Origin of the sequence: Rhizobium sp. BK098 (genome assembly GCF_014193155.1) — a bacterium.
Classification (GTDB): domain Bacteria; phylum Pseudomonadota; class Alphaproteobacteria; order Rhizobiales; family Rhizobiaceae; genus Rhizobium.
Window position 1 is genome coordinate 307,781 of record NZ_JACHYY010000006.1, and the last position, 21,069, is coordinate 328,849.

General features: G+C 60.8%; 24 protein-coding genes. 15 read left to right on the forward strand and 9 right to left on the reverse strand.

The annotated features are described in order from the left end of the window. The first annotated feature begins 1 nt into the window (after window position 1). Window positions 2–1,090, forward strand: a complete 1,089-nt coding sequence (locus FHT73_RS17965; RefSeq protein ID WP_183713476.1) for a DUF1513 domain-containing protein — start codon at window positions 2–4, stop codon at window positions 1,088–1,090. A gap of 21 nt (window positions 1,091–1,111) precedes the next feature. On the opposite strand, the gene FHT73_RS17970 is transcribed toward FHT73_RS17965, so the two are convergent. Then, window positions 1,112–1,789, reverse strand: a complete 678-nt coding sequence (locus FHT73_RS17970) for a GntR family transcriptional regulator (RefSeq protein WP_183713480.1) — start codon at window positions 1,787–1,789, stop codon at window positions 1,112–1,114. Window positions 1,790–2,117: 328 nt separating this feature from the next. Between FHT73_RS17970 and FHT73_RS17975 the strand changes: the two genes are divergently transcribed. The 4 genes from FHT73_RS17975 to guaA all read left to right on the forward strand — a co-directional run bounded on the left by FHT73_RS17975 (window position 2,118) and on the right by guaA (window position 5,979). Further along, a complete protein-coding gene (locus FHT73_RS17975; protein ID WP_183713482.1) occupies window positions 2,118–2,915 on the forward strand; it encodes an alpha/beta hydrolase in 798 nt (265 codons plus the stop codon). 239 nt (window positions 2,916–3,154) lie between these two features. After that, a complete protein-coding gene (locus tag FHT73_RS17980; protein WP_112336852.1) occupies window positions 3,155–3,616 on the forward strand; it encodes a PaaI family thioesterase in 462 nt (153 codons plus the stop codon). Continuing rightward, complete coding sequence (locus tag FHT73_RS17985) at window positions 3,613–4,254, forward strand: 5'-methylthioadenosine/S-adenosylhomocysteine nucleosidase (protein ID WP_112336756.1); 642 nt, start codon at window positions 3,613–3,615, stop codon at window positions 4,252–4,254. Before FHT73_RS17980 ends, FHT73_RS17985 begins: the two co-directional genes overlap by 4 nt. 162 nt (window positions 4,255–4,416) lie before the next feature. Continuing rightward, a complete protein-coding gene (gene guaA, locus FHT73_RS17990; protein WP_183713485.1) occupies window positions 4,417–5,979 on the forward strand; it encodes a glutamine-hydrolyzing GMP synthase in 1,563 nt (520 codons plus the stop codon). A gap of 142 nt (window positions 5,980–6,121) precedes the next feature. On the opposite strand, the gene FHT73_RS17995 is transcribed toward guaA, so the two are convergent. Beyond that, window positions 6,122–6,769, reverse strand: a complete 648-nt coding sequence (locus tag FHT73_RS17995) for a TetR/AcrR family transcriptional regulator (protein ID WP_112399659.1) — start codon at window positions 6,767–6,769, stop codon at window positions 6,122–6,124. A 231-nt stretch (window positions 6,770–7,000) separates the two neighbouring features. Between FHT73_RS17995 and FHT73_RS18000 the strand changes: the two genes are divergently transcribed. Further along, entirely contained in the window at window positions 7,001–7,894 is an 894-nt protein-coding gene (locus FHT73_RS18000) for an NAD(P)/FAD-dependent oxidoreductase (RefSeq protein WP_112413414.1), read from the forward strand. A gap of 134 nt (window positions 7,895–8,028) precedes the next feature. On the opposite strand, the gene FHT73_RS18005 is transcribed toward FHT73_RS18000, so the two are convergent. Beyond that, window positions 8,029–8,469, reverse strand: coding sequence for a hypothetical protein (locus FHT73_RS18005; protein WP_112336759.1), 441 nt, complete (start codon window positions 8,467–8,469; stop codon window positions 8,029–8,031). 315 nt (window positions 8,470–8,784) lie between these two features. On the opposite strand from FHT73_RS18005, the gene FHT73_RS18010 reads away from it, so the two are divergent. Continuing rightward, entirely contained in the window at window positions 8,785–10,296 is a 1,512-nt protein-coding gene (locus tag FHT73_RS18010; protein ID WP_246712149.1) for an FAD-dependent monooxygenase, read from the forward strand. 129 nt (window positions 10,297–10,425) lie between these two features. Then, on the forward strand, window positions 10,426–11,007 hold the full coding sequence (mug, locus tag FHT73_RS18015) for a G/U mismatch-specific DNA glycosylase (RefSeq protein WP_183713488.1): 582 nt from the start codon (window positions 10,426–10,428) through the stop codon (window positions 11,005–11,007). Window positions 11,008–11,053: 46 nt separating this feature from the next. Here the strand turns inward: mug and FHT73_RS18020 are convergent, their stop codons facing one another. Both FHT73_RS18020 and FHT73_RS18025 read right to left on the reverse strand, forming a co-directional pair. Beyond that, window positions 11,054–11,617 carry a methylated-DNA--[protein]-cysteine S-methyltransferase gene (locus FHT73_RS18020; protein WP_112609267.1) on the reverse strand — a complete coding sequence of 188 codons (564 nt, stop codon included), beginning with the start codon at window positions 11,615–11,617 and terminating at the stop codon, window positions 11,054–11,056. Between the two features lie 139 nt (window positions 11,618–11,756). Continuing rightward, entirely contained in the window at window positions 11,757–11,894 is a 138-nt protein-coding gene (locus tag FHT73_RS18025; protein ID WP_183713492.1) for a hypothetical protein, read from the reverse strand. A gap of 215 nt (window positions 11,895–12,109) precedes the next feature. Here FHT73_RS18025 and FHT73_RS18030 point away from each other — a divergent pair, with 215 nt between their 5' ends. Continuing rightward, the gene (locus FHT73_RS18030; RefSeq protein WP_183713495.1) at window positions 12,110–12,727 is read left to right on the forward strand and encodes a 2'-5' RNA ligase family protein; all 618 of its coding nucleotides are present in this window, start codon (window positions 12,110–12,112) and stop codon (window positions 12,725–12,727) included. Between the two features lie 8 nt (window positions 12,728–12,735). Here FHT73_RS18030 and FHT73_RS18035 read toward each other — a convergent pair whose 3' ends face one another. Beyond that, complete coding sequence (locus FHT73_RS18035) at window positions 12,736–14,376, reverse strand: SulP family inorganic anion transporter (RefSeq protein ID WP_183713498.1); 1,641 nt, start codon at window positions 14,374–14,376, stop codon at window positions 12,736–12,738. A gap of 89 nt (window positions 14,377–14,465) precedes the next feature. Beyond that, window positions 14,466–15,380 carry a LysR family transcriptional regulator gene (locus tag FHT73_RS18040; protein WP_246712148.1) on the reverse strand — a complete coding sequence of 305 codons (915 nt, stop codon included), beginning with the start codon at window positions 15,378–15,380 and terminating at the stop codon, window positions 14,466–14,468. Between the two features lie 58 nt (window positions 15,381–15,438). Between FHT73_RS18040 and FHT73_RS18045 the strand changes: the two genes are divergently transcribed. From FHT73_RS18045 to FHT73_RS18055, 3 genes are all read left to right on the forward strand, one after another. Beyond that, window positions 15,439–16,413: a quinone oxidoreductase gene (locus FHT73_RS18045; protein ID WP_183713501.1), complete on the forward strand. Its 975-nt coding sequence runs from the start codon at window positions 15,439–15,441 to the stop codon at window positions 16,411–16,413. 269 nt (window positions 16,414–16,682) lie between these two features. Next, the gene (locus tag FHT73_RS18050) at window positions 16,683–17,864 is read left to right on the forward strand and encodes an MFS transporter (RefSeq protein WP_183713504.1); all 1,182 of its coding nucleotides are present in this window, start codon (window positions 16,683–16,685) and stop codon (window positions 17,862–17,864) included. A gap of 118 nt (window positions 17,865–17,982) precedes the next feature. Beyond that, window positions 17,983–19,044 carry a succinylglutamate desuccinylase/aspartoacylase family protein gene (locus tag FHT73_RS18055; protein WP_183713507.1) on the forward strand — a complete coding sequence of 354 codons (1,062 nt, stop codon included), beginning with the start codon at window positions 17,983–17,985 and terminating at the stop codon, window positions 19,042–19,044. 6 nt (window positions 19,045–19,050) lie between these two features. On the opposite strand, the gene FHT73_RS18060 is transcribed toward FHT73_RS18055, so the two are convergent. Next, on the reverse strand, window positions 19,051–19,203 hold the full coding sequence (locus FHT73_RS18060; RefSeq protein WP_183713510.1) for a hypothetical protein: 153 nt from the start codon (window positions 19,201–19,203) through the stop codon (window positions 19,051–19,053). Between the two features lie 129 nt (window positions 19,204–19,332). Further along, window positions 19,333–19,854: a MarR family transcriptional regulator gene (locus tag FHT73_RS18065; protein WP_183713513.1), complete on the reverse strand. Its 522-nt coding sequence runs from the start codon at window positions 19,852–19,854 to the stop codon at window positions 19,333–19,335. Window positions 19,855–20,008: 154 nt separating this feature from the next. On the opposite strand from FHT73_RS18065, the gene FHT73_RS18070 reads away from it, so the two are divergent. From FHT73_RS18070 to FHT73_RS18080, 3 genes are read left to right on the forward strand one after another with little or no spacing between them, the layout of a single operon-like run. After that, on the forward strand, window positions 20,009–20,359 hold the full coding sequence (locus tag FHT73_RS18070) for an ArsC family reductase (RefSeq protein ID WP_183713516.1): 351 nt from the start codon (window positions 20,009–20,011) through the stop codon (window positions 20,357–20,359). Between the two features lie 50 nt (window positions 20,360–20,409). Continuing rightward, window positions 20,410–20,835, forward strand: a complete 426-nt coding sequence (locus FHT73_RS18075) for a putative toxin-antitoxin system toxin component, PIN family (RefSeq protein ID WP_183713519.1) — start codon at window positions 20,410–20,412, stop codon at window positions 20,833–20,835. Between the two features lies 1 nt (window position 20,836). Continuing rightward, entirely contained in the window at window positions 20,837–21,064 is a 228-nt protein-coding gene (locus FHT73_RS18080) for a toxin-antitoxin system HicB family antitoxin (protein WP_183713523.1), read from the forward strand. Window positions 21,065–21,069 lie beyond the last annotated feature (5 nt).

A 21,069-nucleotide genomic window follows, 5' to 3' on the forward strand; every position in this document is an offset into this window, starting at 1 on the left:
CATGATGCGCAGCGGCTTGATCGATCGCAGGGCCTTCGTCAAGGCAGCGGGACTGACCTTCCTTGCGGCGCTCAAGCCCAGTGCCTTGATGGCGCTGGAGCGGGCCGATGCGGTCTATGCCTCCGGCATCCGCGCCGCCGACGGCTCCTTTGCAGTGGCGACGGTGACCGAACAGGGGCGCATCATCGATCAGGTCGCGCTGCCCGCCCGCGCCCACGGCATGGCCTTTTCGAAGGCGACCGGCAAGACTGTCGCCTTCGCGCGCCGGCCCGGCACTTACGCGATGATTTTCGATCCCTGGAACAAGGCCGAGCCGATCGTCATTTCCGCTAGAGAAGGCCGACATTTCTACGGGCACGGCACGTTTTCGCCAGACGGCAGGCTGCTCTATGCCAGCGAGAACGATTTCGACAATAATCGCGGTATCATCGGGCTCTATGACGGCAGCAACCGCTTCGCCCGCATCGGCGAATACGAGACCTATGGCGTCGGCCCGCATGACATGACGGTTTCCGATGACGGCCGGTTCCTGATCGTCGCCAATGGCGGCATCGAGACCCATCCGGATTTCGGCCGCGCCAAGCTCAACCTCGACCATATGGAACCGTCACTGACGCTGATCGACGCTGCTAGCGGCCGGCTGATCGAGAAGCATACGCTGCCGTCGCAATATGCCCAGGTCTCGACCCGGCATGTCGATATCGATGCCAGCGGCCGCGTCTGGTTCGCCTGCCAGTACGAAGGCCACCGCAACGACCTGCCGCCGCTTGTCGGCCATTTCGCCAGGGGCGAGGACCTGAGTTTCGTTACCCTGCCCGACGACACGACGCGGGCGCTTGGCAATTATGTCGGCGCCATCGCAGTCAACCGTGCCGAGAATCTCGTTGGTGTCACATCGCCGGTCGAAGGGACTTCGGTGACGCTGGATGCGAAGACCGGCAAAGTGCTGAAGGTGGAAAGCATCGCCGATGCGGCGGGCATCGCACCGGCCCGACATGGCTTTGCCGTCTCGTCCTATGACGGCAACTTTCTGGGCGAACACAACGATGTCGCCTGGGACCAGCACATCGTCCGCATCGCCCGCGGCTGATCCGGACTTTGGCTGGACTGCCTAAATAAGCTTGCTGGCTTCGATGAAGCGCCGCAACGCCGTCGCTGCATTGAGCATATGTGCCCGCATGCGCCGCGACGCCATTTCCCCGTCTCCCTCGGCTATCGCCTGCATAATGGCTTCATGCTCCGCCCGCGATCGCTCGAGCCGCTGCTCCTGCTGCAATTGAGCCCGGCGGAAGGCCGCCAGGCGATTGCGGATCATGATCGCCTGTTCGGCAAGAAAGCTGTTGTGGGTGGCGTGATAGATCGCCTCATGGAAGGCGCGATTGAACACATCGTAAGCATCGAAATCGCCTGTTTTCACAAGCGTTTCAGACGCATCGTGCAGTTCGATCAGGTGGCTGCGCTCGAGCGGCGTCATGCGATAAGTGGCGAGCCTTACACACATCGATTCGATTTCGGCAACCGTCTCGAACATATCCATGATGCGTTCAGGCGTCATGCGGGCAACGACCACCCCGCGCCGCGCTCGCATTTCGACCAGACCGCTTACCGACAGCTGCCTCAGTGCCTCGCGAACCGGCGTGCGCGAGGCACCGAAACGATCGGCCAGTTGCTGTTCGTCCAGTGCTGCGCCCGCCTCAAGCTTGCCGGTCGCGATCTCATCTTCCAGCGCGTTGCGAATGCGGTCGGACAACAACTCGCGATCGTCGGCCGCACCATCTAATCCATCCATCGTTCCCAATTCTCCGACATCCGTTGCGACTTGTATGCAAAATATCACCTCAATCCAAGATTTGCATACAATTTATCTATCACGCAACCGTTACACATACAATTATTGACGGAATTCGATACAAAGAATACAAAGATAGGCATTGAGCTTGCTTTTGCATACACAAAGCAAGCTTGACGCTGAATCGGGATGCAGAGGGGCTTTTGATCCGTAGGATCCGGGCAGATGCCGTCCCCGAGACATACAAAAACTTCAGAAGCTATACCGTTCCGGCATCCGGCACGACGGCTTTCTGGTGCTAATTTATCTCTAAACGATAGGTATCACGATGATGATGACCAGACGAAATTTCGCGACCGCCATTGTTGCCGGTGCCGCCGCCTCCCTCATGTCCACGCGTGGCATGGCCGCCAGCAGCTCGACCACGGGTGCGGCTACCTCCGCGCCATTGAAGGCCCGCAACGTCGTTCTTGCGCATGGACTTTTCGCAGACGGCTCCTGCTGGACGGAGGTCATCGCCCGGCTGCAGGCCAAGGGGCTGAACTGCACGGCCGTGCAGAACCCGTTGACGACTCTCCCCGAAGCCGTCGCGGCGGTACAGCGCGTGCTCGACCGCCAGGACGGCCCGACCGTCCTTGTCGGCCATTCCTTCTCCGGCATGTTAGTGACGGAAGCCGGCGTTCATCCGAAGGTTTCGGCGCTCGTCTATGTCGCAGCCCGCGCACCGGATGCCGGCGAAGATTATACGGCGCTCGCCAAGACATATCCGACGCCCCCTGCCTCGGCCGGTATCGTCTTCGACGGCGACGAAGGACGGCTCACCGAGGAAGCCTTCCTGCGCGACTTCGCCGGCGACCTGCCCAAGGCCAAGGCCGAAGTGCTTTATGCCGTGCAGCAGCCCTTCCAGAAGGCTTTGCTGACCGGAAAGACCACTCAGGCCGCCTGGCGCAGCAAGCCAAGCTGGTATGCCGTTTCCACCGAAGACAGAACGATCAATCCGGATCTGGAACGCTTCATGGCCAAGCGTATGGGCGCGAAGACCATCGAAGTGAAGGCAAGCCACCTCTCGCTGATCTCGCACCCCGATCCGATTGCCCATCTGATCTTGGAAGCCGCCGGGCACTGATCGACCAGATCGGCAGCGAGCTGCGTCCGCATCCAGCTCTCATCGGCGGCCGCGAATTGCCAAATCGTGGTCATCTGTGTCCTCACGACAAGCTTCCTTGTGTCAGGTAGCACAGCGAGTTGATCGTGGAAATTCGATGTCGGCGCAGCAGCTTGGGGCGCTTTCCTTTTTCCACCGGATAACCCTTGTCCAAATGGCCTCTCCATGCCAATTTCGCACCCGCGAAAGAAGGGGACGGCATGACAGGGGCAGATGACACGGGGACCGGCGGCGATTTTCGGACCCGCATCAGAACGAGCTTCGCGCGACAGGCGGCGATGGCAACGATCGGTGCGGAACTGACGCGCGTCGAGCATGGTACGGTCGAAATCGAGCTGCCGTTCGATGTGAAGCTGACACAGCAGCACGGAATCCTACATGCCGGGATCATTGCCGCCGCGCTGGATTCCGCCTGCGGCTTTGCGGCCTACAGCGTCATCGATCCCTCCGCGTCGATCCTCACGATTGAATTCAAGGTCAACCTGATGTCGCCCGGGCGCGGCGAGCGCTTCCTGTTTCGGGGCGATGTCACCAAGCCTGGCACGACGATCATCGTCGCTGACGGCCGCGGCTATGCCATCGGCGACGGACCGGCCAAGCTGATCGCCTCGATGACGGGAACGATGATGGTCATCCGGGGCAGAGAGGGAATTAGCGGATGAAATTCGAATTGAAGCGGGTATCGGGCAAATCGATCCTGTTCGTCATGGCCGCCGAGGCCGAATATGGACCCTTCCTGCGCTCGCGCATCGATCCGCTGATGACGGGCGTTGGCCCGGTGGAGGCCGCGATTGTGCTCACCCGCGCCTTCGCGCAGCTCGAAGCGCAGGGCGATCTTCCCGATCTCGTGGTGTCGCTCGGCTCGGCCGGCTCCGCCAAACTGGAGCAGACGGAGGTCTACCAGGTCACCTCGGTTTCCTACCGCGATATGGATGCCTCGCCGCTCGGCTTCGAGAAGGGCCGCACGCCCTTCCTCGATCTGCCTGCAACGATCGAATTGCCACTACGTATTCCTACCATTGCCGAGGGCAGCCTTTCGACGGGCGCCAACATCGTCTCCGGCTCCGAAGCCTATGAACGCATCGGCACCGACATGGTCGACATGGAAACCTTCGCCGTGCTGCGCGCCTGCCAAACCTATGGCCTGCCGCTGATCGGCCTGCGTGGCATTTCCGACGGAAAGGTCGAGCTTCAGCACATTTCCGACTGGACGGAATATCTGCATGTGATCGACCGCAAACTCTCCTACGCGGTCGATGGGCTGTTTACGGCGCTCGAAGACGGCGTATTCTGGTTTTGAGGGACTGGAAACCACTGAAGCAATTCCAGGAAAAGTGCATGGCGGTTTTCCGTCCGGAATTACGAGAAAAGACAGAGAATGTAGGACAATCGGGACAATAAAATCGCCGTTTGTGTGATTTGCCCGATTGCCAGGGAAAGCGCTTTTCATTAAAGGCTCGCCATGACCCAGACAGCACATCCAGATACCGTTCTCATCGTCGATTTTGGCAGCCAGGTGACGCAGCTCATCGCACGGCGCGTGCGCGAAGCGGGCGTCTACTGCGAAATCGTCCCCTTCCAATCCGCCGAAGCCGGCTTCAAGCGGCTGCAGCCGAAGGCCGTGATCCTCTCCGGCAGTCCGGCCTCGACCGTGGACGAAGGCTCGCCGCGGGCGCCGCAGATCATCTTCGACAGCGGCATCCCGGTCTTCGGTATCTGCTACGGCCAGCAGACCATGTGCATGCAGCTCGGCGGCAAGGTCGAGAGCGGTCACCACCGCGAATTCGGCCGCGCCTTCCTGGAAGTCGATAAGGATTGCGCCCTCTTCGAAGGTCTGTGGTCAAACGGTTCGCGCCATCAGGTCTGGATGAGCCACGGCGATCGCGTCACCGCGCTGCCTGATGGCTTCGAGGTGGTCGCCACGTCTTCGAACGCGCCTTATGCCTTCATCGCCGACGAGAAGCGTAGATATTACGGCGTGCAGTTCCACCCGGAAGTCGTGCATACGCCCGATGGCGCCAAGCTCATCGGCAACTTCATCCACAACATCGCCGGCATCAAGGGCGATTGGTCGATGTCAGCCTATCGCGCCAAGGCAGTGCAGGCGATCCGCGATCAGGTCGGCGACAAGCGCGTCATCTGCGCTCTGTCAGGCGGCGTCGATTCCTCCGTCGCCGCGCTTTTGATCCACGAGGCTGTCGGCGATCAGCTGACCTGCATCCTCGTCGACCACGGCCTGATGCGCAAGGACGAGGCGGCAAACGTCGTTGCCATGTTCCGCGAGCACTATAATCTGCATCTGATCCATGTCGATGCTTCCGACCGCTTCATCGGCGAGCTCGAGGGTGTTTCCGATCCCGAGACCAAGCGCAAGATCATCGGCCGGCTCTTCATCGAAACCTTCGAGGATGAAGCCAAGAAGCTTGGCGGCGCCGATTTCCTCGGCCAGGGCACGCTTTATCCCGATGTCATCGAGAGCGTTTCCTTCACCGGCGGCCCTTCGGTCACGATCAAGTCGCACCACAATGTCGGCGGCCTGCCGGAACGCATGAAGATGCAGCTCGTCGAGCCGCTGCGCGAACTCTTCAAGGATGAAGTGCGCGCGCTCGGCAAGGAGCTCGGCCTGCCCGACAGCTTCATCGGCCGCCACCCGTTCCCCGGCCCCGGCCTCGCCATCCGCTGCCCAGGCGGCATCACCCGCGAGAAGCTGGAAATCCTGCGCGAAGCCGATGCGATCTATCTTGATGAAATCCGTAAGGCCGGCCTCTATGATGCCATCTGGCAGGCATTCGCCGTGCTTTTGCCGGTCCAGACCGTCGGCGTCATGGGCGATGGCCGCACCTATGAATTCGTCTGCGCGCTGCGCGCCGTCACCTCCGTCGATGGCATGACCGCGGATTTCTATCACTACGACATGGAATTCCTCGGCCGCGCCGCGACCCGCATCATCAACGAAGTCCGCGGCATCAACCGCGTGGTCTACGACGTCACCTCGAAGCCGCCCGGCACGATCGAATGGGAGTGAGGGGGAACGGTGGTGATCGCGCAGTCTAAGCGCCAATTTTCGCTGCCGCGCCTGCTTCGTCCATTTGAGCGGCGCTTGAATGGCGTCGCCCAAAAAAGCGGGCGTTATTGGTTGCGTCACCGTCCTTCACGGCCCGTCTAGGCTATCCCCCCGCGTGGTCGTTGCCCCCGTGCGCGGCGATGAACATGGCGACGGCCGACCGGCAATAGGATTCGATCTCGTTGTCGTCCTCTGCTCTCGCCTCATCGAAGCGTGCGATAATCAGGAGATCGGAGCCTTTGAAAAGCGCGGCAAACAAGCGGGCGGACCGGAGAGGATCGGGCACGTTCAGAACCGCCTTCGCGTGCAACTGACGTAACAGGGCCTCGATTTGGGCGATGATATGGGCGGGGCCGGCTTCGTAATGGAGCTTGCTCAACGACTTTTGACTTGTCATATCGGCCATGACCATGGCTTCGACATTGCGGACGTCAGGGCGCAACAGCGTGCGAAGCAGCGACGATCCCACCGCCATGAGCTGATCTTCCGCCGAACCGTCGACGCCTTCAAAAAGGGCCTGTGGTATTAACTGTTGGCAGCGGGCCGCAAACGCCGCGCCAAACAGCGCCTCCTTGTTCTCGAAGTGGCGATAGATGCTGAGCTTGGATATCTTCGCTCGCTGGGCGACCTTGTCCAATGTCGTCGCTTGAAAACCCAATTCTGCAAAGAGTTCGCCCGCGGCGACGACTATGGTTTGGCCAAGCGTCTCGTTGGCGGGCCGCCCGCGCCGGCCCTGACTGTTTTCGTTCACGACAATTATGGTCCTTGACAGTATCGTAATGGCTGAATTACGATACCATGTAGTATCTAAAATACGCAAGCGCATTTGTCGGACGATCGACGGCCTGAACTGCGAGAGATCCATGCAGCGACGAACCCTGCTGAAGCTGGCCGCGGCGCTTTCCGCCATCGGCATCGCCCGCGCCCCGGCCCCGCCAAGTCCGGCCCATCCTCTTCCATCCACAACAAGGAGTCCATCACCATGGATGACGTCATCATCATCGGCGGCAGCTTTGCTGGCCTCGCAGCCGCCCTTCAGCTCGGCCGTGCCCGCCGCAAGGTCACCGTTCTCGATACCGGCCTGCCGCGTAATCGCTTCGCCGGCCACTCGCATGGTATGCTCGGCCACGATCACAAGCCGCCGCTGGACATCCTGACCGAGGCGCGGCAGCAACTGGCGCGCTATCCCACGATCAAGCTGGTCAATGCCCGGGCCGACGGCGTCTCCGGCACCATCGACGATTTCTCCGTCCTCACTGGCGATGGCGAAAGCCTTGGGGCGCGCCGCCTAATCCTGAGCTATGGCATCACCGACCAGATGCCTGCTGTTCCGGGCTTTTCCGAAGGCTGGGGCACGTCCATCGTGCCCTGCCCCTATTGCGACGGCTTTGAAGTCGCCGGCCAACATTGGGGCCTCGTCTGGTCCGGCCCGCAGTCGCATAATCAGGTCAGGCTGTTCCACGACTGGACCAACAAGCTGACGGTCTTCGCCGATGGTCACGACATTCCGCCCGATATCCGGGCCGATCTGGAGCGTCGCAACACACCTATCATCGATGGTCGGATCACTGAAATCGCCCGTCACGGGGTCCATGGCGCCACCGTCAAGCTCGATACCGGCCCCGATGTCGCGGTCGACATCCTGTTCGCCCATCCGCGCAACAAGCCGTCTGCAAGCCTGCATGAACCACTAGGCCTCGCCACGGCCGCCACGCCCCTCGGCATCGTCCTCAAGGTCGACGAGCGCCGTGAAACCAGCATGCCCGGCATCTACGCCGCAGGGGACCTCACCAACCCCCTCATCCCCTCGGTCACCACGGCATCATGGCAAGGCACGATGGCGGGGATCTTCGCCCAACAGTCGATGCTGGCTTGAGAGCATTGATTCCCTAAGACCCGCGGAATGCGATCGACTTCGCCCTCATGGGTAGCTTGCTTCGCAACGAAGGCCTGATCGCCATTCCTGCAGATCAGGCCTTCGGGCAATAATTATCAGAGCTGAACGCGCTCTTATTTCATTGTGACGCTCAAGCCGCTGATATCGGCATTGACCTGCAGGCCGACCTGCCTGCCCGTGAGCTCGAGTTTGGCACCCTTGTCATTGGTCATGACGATCATCTGGGCGCCCTTGCCCACCGCGCCACCGCCACCGGCAGCGCCGTAGACGCCGGCCACATCCCGGGCGCGGCGGATATTGCGCACAGTGCCCTGGAAATAGGTCTTGGAGGCACCGAAGGCGAGACCGCCCGAAATGCCGCCAATCGAGATTGGATAGCGCTTGCCGTGGAAGGTCAAGGTGCCCTCGCCTCCGGAGCCGCCGACGAAGAAAGCCGCCTTGTAGACGGAGAAGCGGATGGTGCCGCTATCGGCATGTGCCGCGCTGGCGAAGCCAATTCCTGCAGCGGCGATGGCGGCAACCGCGACCGACCGAAATCCAGATGAAATATTCATGATGAGCTGCTCCTCAAATACGCCGCTTACCCAGCCGGCCGGGCACGACGTCAGCGTCGTGTCAAAGTCAGGGGTAAACGATCTCGCACGACCTTTGGTTCCAAAGCGCGCAATAACAACGCGTTAGGGCGCGGATCAAATATCTTATGGGATGGGGAGGCAGCCGTTTCGTGAGGGATTTCGCAGGTCAATATTCGACCACGAGAGCAGATATTCGCTCTCTCTAGTCTACATATGTGGCGCACAAGGGACTTGCGTCAAGACCCGGCTCCTCCCGTACAAATGCCGGCACAAACCGAAAAGCGGAGCATGGACATGAACATGACTGTTACGAAACATGCGGTGGTTATTACCGGCGCCGGTCCGACAGGGCTCATGCTGGCGGGCGAATTGGCCTTGGCGGGCATAGACGTCGCGATCATCGAGCGGCGTGCCAATCAGGAGCTTGTCGGCTGGCGCGCCGGCGGGCTACATGCGCGCACCATCGAAATTTTCGACCAGCGCGGCATTGCCGATCGGTTCCTTTCACAAGGACATATAGCGCAGGTGGCAAGTTTCGCCTCGGTGCGCCTCGATATCAGCGATTTTCCCACCGGACACAATTATGGCCTGGGGCTGCGCCAGAAACACATAGAGCGCATCCTCGCCGACTGGGTCGGCGAATTCGACGTGCCGGTCCACTACGGCATGGAAGTTACCGGCTTCGCGCAGGACGACGGTGGCGTCGATGTTCAATTGTCCAACGGGACGACGCTGCGAGCGGATTATCTCGTTGGATGCGACGGCGGGCGCAGCCTGATCCGCAAGGCAGCCGGCATCGATTTTCCCGGATGGGATGCGACCGTCAGCAATCTGATCGCCGAGGTGGACATGACCGAGGAGCCGGAGTTGGGCATTCGTCATGATGCGCTCGGCATGCATTCCCTCGGCAGGTTCGAATACGAAATCCGCGACGGGAAGGTCATCTATCCTAAGACAGGGCCGATCGGCGTGATGCTGACGGAGCGGCAGTTGAGAACCTCGAGCGAGCCGAGCTTCAGCGATCTCCGCGACGCTCTTATCGCCGTCTTTGGCGCCGATTATGGTGCGCATAACCCCCACTGGATTTCGAGATTTACGGATGCAGTGCGACAGGCAGCATCCTATCGCAAGGGCCGTGTGCTGCTCGCCGGGGACGCCGCGCATATCCATCCCCCGGATGGCGGACAGGGTCTCAATATCGGTGTGCAGGATGCCGTAAACCTCGGATGGAAACTGGCCCAGGTGATCAAGGGCATATCGCCGGAAAGCCTGCTCGATACCTATCACGCCGAGCGTCATCCGATCGCTGCCCGGGTGCTGCGCAATATCCTGGTCTCGGTCGCGCTCCGCCGCCCCGACGACCGCACGCAGATCCTCCGGGAGACCATGGCCGAATGCCTCGCCATGGACGAGCCGCGCCGGCGCTACGCCGCGATGATGTCCGGCCTGGATATCCACTACGATCTTGGCGAGGGACATCCGCTGCTCGGCCGCCGCATGCCCGATCTTGACCTCACCGCCGCCCATGGTCCGCTGCGGCTCTTCGACCTGCTGCACGGAGGCCAGCCTTTGCTGCTCAATCTCGGCGTGCCCGAGAGCTTCGATATCGCCCCTTGGGCGGATCGGGTGCAATCGATCAACGCCCAATATGCCGGGCCGTGGGAGCTTCCAGCGATCGGCGCGGTTGATGCACCCACTGCGGTATTGATACGGCCGGATGGATATGTTGCCTGGGTTGGAGAGGAGACGCAGTTGGAGCTTCCGGAGGCGCTGACCACGTGGTTCGGCCCGCCCACTGTTGTGTGATGCGTGAAGGCCGGCAGGATTCGGGCAGGCAAGGGCGGATCAGGCCTCTTATCCCTTGGCCGGCCGGGCGCTTATCGGCTAGCGTGACGAAGGCGGCGCGCTCGCCGCCGCTTTCGCAGGAAATCCGACATGCAGGATGATGCCTCAACGAAGACCATGAATGAACCGACCGAAACAGCAGAGCAGGTGAGCGGGCTTGCCGAAATCCTGGCACCTCATCTTTCCGTGGTCTTTTGCGGGCTGAACCCCGCGCTTACAGCGCATCGCGACGGGCATAACTTCTCGAGCCGCAGCAACCGCTTCTGGCGGGTCCTGCACCTTGCCGGCTTCACCCCTCGCCTGCTGCGGGCGGAGGAAGAGCGCGAGATGCTGCAATATGGCCTCGGCCTGACATCGGCGGTCTCCCGCCCGACGAAAAGCGCCAGCGAGCTGAAAAGGAGCGATTATATTGCCGCCGCTCCAGTGCTCGAAGAAAAGATCAGGAAGTTTGCGCCGGCTAATCTGGCGTTTCTCGGCAAAGCGGCCTATGTCGCCATCAGCCTCCGGGCCAATGTCGAATGGGGGCGGCAAGCGGAAAAATTTGCGGGCGCTTCGATTTGGGTGCTACCGAACCCGAGCGGCCTCAACAGGGCCTTCGATCTGGCGAAACTGACAGAGCACTATCGCGAGGTGAAATTGGCGATTGAACAGGAGAGCGGTTTCACTCAGTAACCGCCCTCCCGGTCCATCTTGCTTAATCCTCGGGCCGCTTTGTGGCCTAAAACCCCAACGACTGCTGCACCGGTTTTGGCGGCGCGAGCTGAACGCCTTCGAGCTCCAGCATGCGAGCCTTGGAGTTGGAACCGCCCGGCGCGGAAAAGCCGCCGATCTTGCCGCCAGCCGCCAGAACGCGATGGCAGGGAATGATCAACGCCACCGGGTTCTTCGCCATAGCCTGCCCGACATCGCGCGCAGCTTCCGGCCCTGCGCCGAGCTGCTTGGCCAATGTGCCGTAGGTCGTCGTGTGGCCCCAGCCGACCTGCCGGGCGGCATCGTAGATCTGCCTGAAAAAGGCATCCTGCTCGCCGAGATCGAGCGTGACGTCGGAAAAGTCGATCTCCTCGCCCGCGAAATAGCGCTTCACCTTGGCAACCACTGCCGCGATGTCCGCGCTTGGGGTCCCGGGCTGCGCATTCGGCAGGCGGCGCCGAAGCAGACGCTCGGTCGCGCCCGCATCCTTCGTCGGCAATTGAAAGCGCAGCACGCCGACATCATTCCAGGCAATGCCGCAGAAGCCGCCGGCGGTCTCGAAGATCAGGTAATTCTGGCTTGTCTCGTTCATGACGAAACCTCCCGTGTTTCCACTTGCCATGAAAATCGGCCTCGGAAGCGTCGAATTCAACCCGTTTCTTGCGAGGAAGGAGAATTGCCACCGTTTTGATGTCGGCGGCGCGGCTCTGAGACAATCGCGAGCGCGGATATCAATATCCGCCGCCGGTTGGAGGCGCGTTCAGCGTCATGCCGCCGCCACTATTGCGCTCGCCGGATGTCGAGCAGGAAGCGATACCAAAGCCGATGAGAGCGAAAACAACGGCCGCAAAGACTGATCTGTTGAACATGATCGTGATTCCTTTGAGTGAAAATGGGCACGCATGCCCGAACCTGGGATGAACAGATCAGGTCGTCCTTTTATTCGATCGCTTTTTTGGTAACGCTTGCGACGGAAAGCCTTCAAGATTTGTTCTTGTTTTGTTCTTGAATTAGCAACTGCTTTATCCTATCGTTTTGCGGTCAAAAAGCAGGAGGACAAAGCGATACGCGCTTTGAAGTGACCATGAAGAACAATGGGCAGCTTTCACTCTATCTTGCGGGCGGAGCGCATACGCGAACACCGCCGCCAATCGATCAAGGGCCGATCAATAAATTCTATTTCGCCCTCCTGCCCGATGCGGCAATTGCTGCACGCAGTCATGAGCTTGCAGGACATCTTCGCCGGCAGCACCGCTTTTCCACGAAGCCGCGTCGGGCCGATCTCTTTCATGTGACGCTCTACCCGATCGGCTCGTTTCGCTGCTTGCCCGAGGAAATGGCATTTGCGGCGATGGAAGCTGCCTCTCGGGTGAGGAAGCCGCCCTTTCCCGTCGTCTTCGATCGAGCAGTCAGCTTCGGCAATGGCGACAACCGCCCACTTGTCCTTTGGAGCAAGGACGGAAACGCCGAACTGAAGGCGCTCCATCAGGAACTGGCCGATGCTATGCGGCTCACAGGCATTACGCCAGCCAAGGAGAGCTCCGTCGAACCGCATATGACGCTGCTCTATCAGGGACATCTCGTTCCCGACATCATGCTCGAGGAACCCGTGAGTTGGACCGCCAGGGACTTCGTCCTCATCAACAGCCTGCAGGGAGAGGCCAGGCACGATCATCTCTGCTATTGGACTTTGCATGATTGAGCGGGCGCTCACGCCTTTGGAGGTTTCCCTTCAGCTATCACCGCCGCGACGGCATCATCGACGCTGAAGCTGCAGCGCTTGTCGACATCGGCGACGCCCGCGACCATCATGAGATCGCGAACCCGGTCATGCACCCGAGCAAACTGTAGGCGGAGGCCGGCTCGCTGCATGGCGCTGTCGAACTCCATCAAGGCGTCCATCGCCGTGCTGTCGATATCGGAGCTTTCCTCCAGGCTGAGAATGACGGCCCGCAATCCGACTTGGCTGCGGCTGCCGGACAATATGTCGCCGAAGATCGTATCGGCATTGCCGAAAAACAGGGTTTCGCCGGGGCGCCAGATGGCGATGCCCGGTATCTCGGCGGCGTCGTCATGCCTGCTGACATCGACGAAGTCATGGCTGTTGTCGAGCCGTCCCAAACGGGCGATATACGGGGATGCCAGGCGATGCATCATGGCAGCGAGCGAAAGGGCGATTGCCAGCAGCATGCCATTGAGCACGCCGAAAGCGAGCACGCCGACGGCGGCGCCTAGTGCCACGTAGAAATCGCGACGCAGACGGCGCAGCCGCAGGATGGGGCTGGGGTCGAGCGCATGGGTCAGAGCAGCGATCACGACCGCAGCCAGCACCGGCTCCGGCAGAAGCGCCACCAGCGGTCCGGCACAGGCAATCAGGATCGCGAGGCCGATGGCGGCAAAGACGGTTGTCGCCCGCGTCTTTGCCCCCGCCGCCTCACTGGCGAAGCCTGCGGAAAAACCCGCGCCGACCGGCATGCCCTGAACGACGGCGCTGGCGATATTGGCTGCACCCAGCGCACCAAGCTCGCGATTGATCTCCAGCGTCTCACCATAACGCAGGGCGAGTGCACGCATCGTACCCCAGGATTCAGCAAAGAGGATGAGGACAAGGGGCACGGTGAATTGTACCAGCCGGGAATAGGCGGTCCAGTCGGCGTCCGGCAGCGACGGCCATTGCGGCAGTATCTCGATCGGTCCGACCAGCTTGACCCCATGGCCTTCCAAGCCGAACTGATAGGAGGCGAAGATGCCGGCGGCCAGCACAAAGAAAGCGCCGGGAATGCCCGGCAATCGCTTCAAGAGCAGCAATGCCACCAGCGCGACCACGCCGACGGCGACGCTGATCGGATTCCACTGGAGGATCGCGCCGAAGAGTGCGGCCGCGTAAGCCAGGATATTCGAGCCTTGCACAGCCACACCAACGAAGATCGGCAGCTGATGCAGGATGATGGTGATCGCCAATCCGAGTGCGAAGCCGCGTAGGACCGGCCGCGAGATGAAACCGGTGATGCCGCCAAGGCGCAAGGTACCGGCGATGACGAAAAGAATGCCGGCGAGCGCCACGGCAACCGTGGCAAGCCCCGCCTTGATCGTCGCATCACCCGGCACGACGGCCAATGTTGCGGCGAGAATGGCAGCGGATGAGGATGTGGGGGAGACGATGGCGAAGCGGCTGCGGCCGAATATGGCATAGATGAGACATCCGACGATACCGGCGAGGATGGCACGATGCGGCGGCAGGCCGGCGATGCCGGCGTAAGCGACCGCTTCCGGCAGCATCAGTCCGGCAACCGATATGCCCGCGACCAGATCCGCCCTGTCCACCAGGAACCAACTGCCCAGCTTCGTCATCGATCACCGACCGTAAGTGTGGTCCATCCGTCTATGGATAGAGATTCGCCACGAGGCCGCAACAGAAAAATACGGGTTGGAATCGGTACTTATACGGAGCTGTCCGAGGCGTCCCGCAACGGGCAACTTTGACCGACCACATCCGCCACGAAGTCCATAACCGCACGGATGGCAGGCGAGCGACGGAGATCGGGATAGATGACGAGCCAGAGGTCGCGCGTCGGTGATGGGATCTCCGCCGGCAGGCGCACCAATCCTGCCTCGCGATCGCCTAGAAATCTCGGAAGTGCCACGACCCCCAGTCCGGCACGAGCGGCCTCGAGCTGGCCGAAAACATCGGTGGCGCGGAAGACGATCGGACGACCATTCAGCAGACTGCGAAGCCAGGTTTGCTGGGTCAGATGCTCCATCGCCGCATCATAGCCGATGAACACCCAGTCCTCCTCTGGCGTTTGCGCTAAGGGCGGGATCGCGTAGAGACCGAAGCGCATGGCGCCGATACGCCGGACCAAGAGATCGCTTTCCTCCGGCCTGATCATGCGCACGGCGATGTCAGCCTCGCCGTAATTGAGCGCGACGCTGCGTGCAATGCCGGCAATGGTCAGCGTGATGTTCGGATGATGGGTATGAAACAGCGCGGCTTTCGGCGCTAGGAGATGGGCAGCGATCGACGGCGGTGCGCTGACCCTGACTGCAGCGGAAAGCCCAGACACGGCACTTTTCGAATAGCGTCTGATCGCCTCGACATTTTCCTCCATACCCGCCACCAGTTCGGCGATGGCACGACCGTCAGCCGTCAGCGGCGAGGTGCGTGGCCGCCGATCGATGAGGCGCAGATCAAGCGCACACTCCAACGCCGCAATACGTCTGCCGACAGTTGCGTGGTCGACACCCAACTCGCGCGCCGCCGCAGAGAGGGAGCCGGTTCGCGCGAGAGCGGCGAAATGGTGAAGGTCCTGCCAGTCGATCATCGGTGCATTATTGCACAGATATGGTGAGTTCATACCGAATTTATTCGCACAGCGATTCATGGTCAAAAATTGTCCGAAAGGAGATTTCCCCATGCCCCTAGCGATTGCCATTACCAGCCCCGGCGGCCCTGAAGTCCTGAAAGCCGTCGATCTCCCAGCTACCGAACCCGGCCCCGGCGAGGCGCTGATCCGCCAAAGCATCTCCGGCGTCAATTTCGTCGACATTTATGTCCGTTCCGGGCTTTACCCGCTGCAACCCGGCAACAATGTGTTGGGCTTTGAGGGTGCAGGCATTATCGAAGCGCTCGGTGCCGATGTCGGCGATCTGAAGGTCGGCGACCGTGTCGCCTATATCGGTCATCCGATCGGCAGCTATGCCGAGATGCGCACGCTGCCTGCAAGCCGGTTGGTGAAATTACCCGATGGTGTCAGCGAACGCGTTGCCGGCAGCACGATGCTGCGCGGACTGACGGCGCAGATGGTGCTGCAAAAGACCTATCCCGTGAAGGCGGGCGAGTGGGTGCTGGTGCACGCGGGAGCCGGCGGGCTCGGCCAACTCGTCACACGCCTTGCCAAGAAGATTGGCGCGAAGGTCATCGCTACCGTGGGATCCGAAGCCAAAGTCGGCATCGCCCATGAAGCAGGTGCGGACGCAGTTCTCCTGCATACATCCGGGGATTGGGTCGAGGAAACGCGCCGCATCGCCGATGGCCGTGGCGTCCATCTTGCCGTCGACGGGATCGGCGGGACCATGTTGTCACAGACGCTTGCTGCGGTGCGCCCCTTCGGCATGGTCGCCAGCCTCGGGCAGGTCAGCGGCGCCATTCCGCCGATCAACATAGAGGAGCTGACCGCGCCCCGCGTGATCGGCCTGTCGCGTCCGAGCGTGTTGGCTTATGCCAACGATCCCGAACTCTACCGCGAAGGCGCCACGGCGCTTATAGCCGCACTGCAGGCCGGGCTCGTCAACCCGATCGGCGCGGAATACGAGCTGAAGGATGCCGCCCGAGCCCATGTCGACCTCGAAGCAGGAAGAACGACAGCCAGCGTCATACTAACGATGTGATGCCTTCTGCCCATTCTTCCTTCGGGAAGAATGGGTTTACACCGCTGGCACGCCCCATGGACAATCGTCCAGGCACAATCAATTCATCCCGTCAATGGGCTTTGCTGCAAGGCAGCAATTCGTTGACCTCGCCTGCTGTTGCCTGATAGCCATTACCCATGGCGACGCACGGCCCTCGGGCCTTCGCCGTCACTGCTATCCGATCCGAATCCGCTTCCTTCGTGGCAAACAGCATGGACACCGCTGCCGGTGCCCGCAGGCGATATCCCGTGAACACTGCTTCCCAGACCATCCGGTCCACCTCGACCCTGTCTCTCATCTCGATCGTCGCGCTGACATTCTTCGGCTACCTTGCCATCGGATTGCCGCTTGCGGTTCTGCCGACCTATGTCGACAGCAGCCTCGGCTTCGGCGTTGTTTGGGCCGGCATCGCCGTCAGCACGCAATATGTGGCGACCATCGTCAGCCGCGCCCATGTCGGCCGGCTCTGCGATCAATACGGGCCGCGCCGTTCGGTCTTCCTGGGCTTCCTGGCCTATGGTCTGTCGGGCGCACTCACCATCGCTTCCACTTTTACGATCCAAGTCCCGGCGGCAAGCCTTGCTCTTCTGCTTGCGGGCCGGCTGGCGCTCGGCATCGGCGAGAGCTGGGTGAGCACGGCGGCGATCACCTGGGCGATCGGCCTGATGGGATCGCGGGAAACCGTGCGCATCATCTCCTGGAATGGTATTGCCACCTACGGCGGCATTGCGCTCGCCGCCCCGCTCGGCGCCTGGCTGCAGGGGCAATACGGCTTCTTCGCCATCGGCGTCGTCACCATCATCCTTGCGGTTGCCGGCTTCATGCTAGCGCAAACGCGGCCGCCGGTCCCCGGCGTCAAGGAAAAGGGCATCGGCACGGGCCAGGTGCTGAGCCGCGTTGCACCGTACGGCGTCGCGCTTGCGCTTGCCTCGAGCGGCTTCGGCGTCGTCATGGCCTTCGTCGCGCTATTCTTCCATAGCCGCGGCTGGGACGGCGCCTCCTTTGCGCTCAGCGCTTTCGGCCTTGCCTTCATGGGCGTGCGACTGGGTCTTGCCCAGGCAGTCGCACGCTTCGGCGGCCTGCCGCTGGTGCGTATTTCCCTTGTCATCGAGATCGTCGGCCTGGCTGCGCTTGCCTTTGCGCCATCTCCGACCGTTGCCATCATCGGCGCGGCTCTTGCCGGAGCCGGCTTCGCGCCCGTCTTTCCCGCACTTGGCAACGAGGCCATGGAGCGCATCCCGCCGCAGAATCGCGGCGTCGCGCTCGGGCTTTATTCGATCTTTCTCGACGTGTCGCTCGGTTCGACCGGCCCGATCGCCGGCCTGTTCGCGGATCATCTCGGCTATGCGGCACCCTTCTCCTTCGGTGTTGGTGCGGTGCTGCTCAGCCTGCTCCTGAGCTTCTGCCTGCGCAGGAATGGCAGCCGCTGAAAGCTGTTTTGGCGCTGTTTGTCCCCGATCCTGATTCTGGCATGTGGCGACAAACGGTTGCGGACCGCCTGCAGGGCTTGATATGGGTCTCTGATTATCATCAGCAGGAGGCGCGCCCATGAACATCACCGAAATCGTCATCGAAGGCGACACTCCGGGGATCGCCTGGCGGCTGCCCGTCCTGCATTTTTCCGGCAACAAGACGGATACCCCGAAGATCTACATTCAGGCCGCATTGCATGCCGGCGAGCTGCCGGGCACGGCCTTGGTGCATTTCCTCTGCGAGCGGCTTCGGAAAGCGGAAGCCGAAGGCGCGATCCTCAGCGATATCGTCGTGGTGCCGCATGCCAATCCGATCGGCGCGGCGCAATCGCATTTCGGCGAGATGCAAGGGCGCTTCGACTTGGGCTCGCGCACCAACTTCAACCGTGACTTTCCGCTGATCTCGCTGCGCGACCGCGATCTCCTCATCGAAAATCTGGAACGCTACCCCGCCGTCGACCGGCTGAAGCGCCAGCTGATCCATATGGCGCTTGGTGCCGATCTGGTGATCGACCTGCATTGCGATGACGAATCCCTGCAATATGCCTATATCGACGAGGCATTCTGGCCCGAAGCCGCCGATCTTGCCGCGGCGCTGAAGATGGATGCCGTGCTGCTGTCGGATGGCGAAAGCTCAGCCTTCGAGGAGGCCGTCAGCTTCGCCTGGAAATACGAAGTGCCGGGGGAAAAGAAGGCAAGGCTGCTGGGCAAGCTCTCTGTGACGGTCGAGTTGCGCGGCACCCGCGATGTCTATCCCGAGATGGCAAAGAACGATGCCGAAGGGCTCTGGCGCTTCCTGGCCGCGCGCGGCGCAGTCCGTGATGACAGCGTTGCACTTCCTGCATTCGATGGCCCGGCCGTGCCGCTCGACAATGTCGAGATGATCCGCGCGCCAAAGGCAGGCACCGTGCTCTTCCATCGCAATATCGGCGAGCGCGTCCAAGAGGGCGATCTGCTCGCGACCATCATCACCACGCCGGGCATGGAGAACGGGACCATCGACGTCCGCGCGCCGCAAGCAGGTCTGATCGTCACCCGCGTATCGGACCGGCTGGTGCGCCGGCGCGGCGATCTTATGAAGATCGGCGCTGATAAGCCGAGTTCCGTCGCCCGCAAGCCGGGAACACTTGAGGATTGATTTTTCTTAGCGGCGATCGATCACCTTGCAGCGCATGGTGAAGGCGATCGCTGCCGATTCCCGTAGAAGAATGCCGAAGCGACCCACGCGATATGATGTGCTTGCAAGAGCAGCACGACAGATACCCATTAGCCGGGCAAGAATTGAACGATTTTCCATCACGATCATGCCTCCGATCGAATTGATGCAGGCAATGTTCAGATCATCGAAGGCGGGAACCATCGCCTTTCGAGATATATGTATGCAGTGTGCATATATATGATAAAAATGTCAAGACCCTACCCGCGCCTATGTCATGAAGGCAATCGGGCAGCGATCCTGGTCACAGGCGCCCTGATCGCAAACGCGGCAGACCACGTCCTGGTCATCGCCGAGATCGACCAAGGCCGGCAGCAGCTTTTCGACCAAGCGGCCGAACTCAGCCGTCTCCTCCGAATTGAGAACGCCAAAAGCCCGATGGATGACGGCCCGGCGGGCGAAGAGGCTTCTGTCAAAAAGCAGGTGGCCTTTTTTTGTCAGCTGCAGCGAGCGAGCGCGCTTATCGCCGTCGACACCGCCGGCCCGCAGGACGAGATCGGACGCGACCAACTGGTCGACGAGGCGCACGGTGGCGGAATGGGAGAGCGCGATCATTCGACGCAAGGTCTCGATTGTCAGGCGAGGCTCAGTGCCGATTTGAACGATGGCGGCGATTGCGCTCGGGCCGAGGCCGGTTTCATCCGTGAAGGCCTTTTCCATCTTGTCCACGAGAGCGAGGCTCATGGCGCCGAAAAGATTCTCCAGCCGCAATATTTCCTTGTCCGTCGCCATGCTCCAACCCGCGCCATAAATATGCACACTGCATATTTACAGGATGATGTGTGGCGACTGCAACGGAAGAGAGAACGGCTTCGCCCCGAGATCGGCTTTCATCCGCCGTTGTTCGCATGGTATGCGCTATCAGACAGCAAAAGACGGATTCGACATGACGATCACCATTTACGGCATCAAGAACTGCGACACGATGAAGAAGGCCCGGACCTGGCTCGAGGGCCATGGCATCTCCTATGATTTCCACGACTACAAGACAGCCGGCATCGACCGAGATCATCTGGAGCGCTGGACGAAGGAAGCCGGTTGGGAAGTCGTGCTCAACCGCGCCGGCACGACCTTCAAGGCACTGCCGGAAACGGACCGCGCCGATCTTTCGAAGGACAAGGCCATTGCGCTGATGATGGCGCAGCCCTCGATGATCAAGCGCCCGGTGCTGGAAGCGGACGGAAAGTTGCTGGTGGGATTCAAGCCGGATATTTATGCAGACTTCTTCAAGGCCTGACCGGCCGTGACGCCCTTTTAAAGTGATAGCGTATATGCTATCACTTTTCAATGAAAGTTGTCATCGACACGAACATCTTCGTTTCCGCGATCATGAATGCCGATGGCGCGCCGCGACAGGTCATCCGCCTGTGTCTTGAAGATCATCTGGTTCCACTGATCAGCAATGCCTTGTTTGCGGAATACGAGGACGTTTGCGGAAGAGATGCCCTTTTCGATGATCGATTCATATCGAAAGAAGAACGCACAGCTCTTCTCGATGCGTTCCTTTCAAGCTGCCTGTGGGTCCCCATATATTATTTATGGCGTCCAAACTTGCGCGACGAAGGAGACAATCATTTAATCGAACTCGCGGTTGGTGGCGGCGCTTCGGCATTGATAACAGCAAATAAGAAAGATTTAGCCCAAGCAGAATTGCTATTTCCGCAGCTGGAAATTCTTACAGCAGGTGAGTTCCTTATTAGGAGGAAGTCTTGATATGAGCACGCTGACCATTCGTCTTCCAAGCGACCAGCACGAACGGCTGAAAGCCCTCGCTGCATCCCGCGGCACGAGCCTCAACAAGCTTTTCGAAGAACTGACGACAAAAGCGCTCACGGAGTTCGATGCGGAGACGCGATTTCGGCTCAGAGCGGCCAAGGGTGACAAAACTCGCGGTATCGAAATTCTAGAAAAGCTGGATCAAGCTCACTCCGAACGCGGATAAGTTTC